Source organism: Actinomadura darangshiensis (genome assembly GCF_004349235.1).
Classification (GTDB): domain Bacteria; phylum Actinomycetota; class Actinomycetes; order Streptosporangiales; family Streptosporangiaceae; genus Spirillospora; species Spirillospora darangshiensis.
In genome coordinates, this window is sequence record NZ_SMKY01000634.1 from 1 (window position 1) to 1,222 (window position 1,222).

1 protein-coding gene is annotated in these 1,222 nt (G+C 67.6%); it reads right to left on the reverse strand.

The genetic code is table 11. The features are described 5' to 3' along the window. Positions 1–99: 99 nt before the first annotated feature. Positions 100–1,222 (reverse strand): lipase family protein (locus E1293_RS47060; protein WP_279473373.1); only part of this gene is annotated, 1,123 nt, incomplete at its 5' end.

The window sequence follows — 1,222 nt, forward strand, 5'->3', positions numbered from 1 at the left end:
CGCCGGAACCCACGTCACCACCAGCGTTACGGCAACGGCGACGACCACGTCCATCCGCAAACCATGCCGTCTCCACCACGGAAAGTGAAGCGCAGGCCGCTACGGCAGCGTCCGGAACCAGCGAAGCGTGCCGGACAGGCCGCGGTAGAGAGTGTCGAAATGCCCGGCGTCGCCGTAATCCACAACCTGTGGACGGGCACCGTGGGCACGCAGAGCCCGCAGGCAGTTTTGGGTGTTGCCGAAAGCGACCTGTTCGTCGCCGGACGCGCCGTACAGCCGGATCGGAACACGGGGAGCCCAGTCGCAGGTCCCGTCAGCCGCCCGGATCGCCCGCAGAAGGGCACCGGAAGGGTGAGCGAGCCAGTCCGAATAACGCGAGGTCATCAGCTTTTCAGGGCTTGCTGGAAGCTGAGGAAAGATGTCCTCTTCATCATGGCTGCCGTCGAAGAGCCGTTCCACAGTGGTGTCATACGGCGCCCGGAACACCTCCGAGGGCGAGTCGTACAGGTGATAGAGCCGGTTCCAGGAGACCGTGGCGTAGGCGAGATTGAACGCAGACACCCGCGGGTCCAGCGAACCCTGAAGAGACGCTGGGATCTGCACGTACCGCAGATCGTAGGGCCCGCTGACCGGCGCCAAAGCACCCAGTTGCAGATAAGGATCGGCACCCCGCTGCAGTTGCCGTCCCAGCGCCATAGCGGCCTGACCGCCCTGAGAGAACCCGGTCACCAACACCCGCCGATCCAGCTTTCTCCCCTCCCGCCCGGCGACGGTACGGGCGGCGCGGAGCATATCCAGAGAAGCGGACGCTTCCGAGGCGGCGTCCATATAGGGATGCTTCCCAGCCCCCACGCCCAGGCCGAGGTAGTCGGGCGCGACCCCCGCATATCCGGCAGCGGCGTAGTAGACGGCGGCGACCCTGCTCTGCCCGTCCGCAGCGACCGACCCGGCAGTGCCGCGTCCGGCATGGGTCCCATGCGCGAAACTGACGGCCTGCAGCGCCCCGGCGGTATCCCTCGGCAGGACGACGACCCCGCTGGCGGTAGTCGGCCGACCCGTCACGGAAATGGTGCGATAGAGCACCCGGAACCCACTCACCCCACTGCGCGGCCGCGGAAACCGCAGTCCCGAATGCTCGTCCCCGAGGTACCGGCGAACCTGCTCCCGCGACATGCCGACCACCGGCGTCACCGAGACCACCGACCCCCGCCACCCGCTGCCG